This window comes from Staphylococcus equorum (assembly GCF_001747895.1).
Taxonomy (GTDB): Bacteria; Bacillota; Bacilli; order Staphylococcales; family Staphylococcaceae; genus Staphylococcus; species Staphylococcus equorum_A.
Window position 1 is genome coordinate 1 of the sequence record NZ_LNNB01000007.1, and the last position, 422, is coordinate 422.

General features: G+C 41.5%; 1 protein-coding gene. It reads right to left on the minus strand.

The window, feature by feature from the left end; genetic code table 11:
- A partial coding sequence (locus AST02_RS01130) for an Ig-like domain-containing protein (RefSeq protein WP_256092373.1) occupies positions 1 to 422 on the minus strand: 422 nt, incomplete at both ends.

The following is a 422-nucleotide window of genomic DNA, read 5'->3' on the forward strand; positions in this document are numbered from 1 at the left end:
TTGTATCTATAACTGTTAATCTTGTTTCCTCTGACACATTGCCCACAACATCTGTTGATGTCACTATCAATTCTTCATTACCTACTAAGTCCACGTTTGTTGGAATATCAATTACGTAGTTGCCTTGATTATCTACTGTGCCTGTTGCCACACTTCCATCTGGGAACTTCACTGTAATTGTTGAATTTAATTCACCTGTTCCACTTACTTGCGTGCCTTCACTTGTAACCTCATTCACCGTTGGTGCTGCCGGCGCTGTCACATCAGTAACAGTCAGTCGTGTTTCTGGTGATACGTTTCCTGATCCATCTGTTGATGTGATAACCAACTCTTCATTGCCATTCAATTGCTTATCTAATGGTAAATCGATCATGTAATTTCCTTGACTATCGACTGTACCCGTTGCCACACTTCCATCTGGG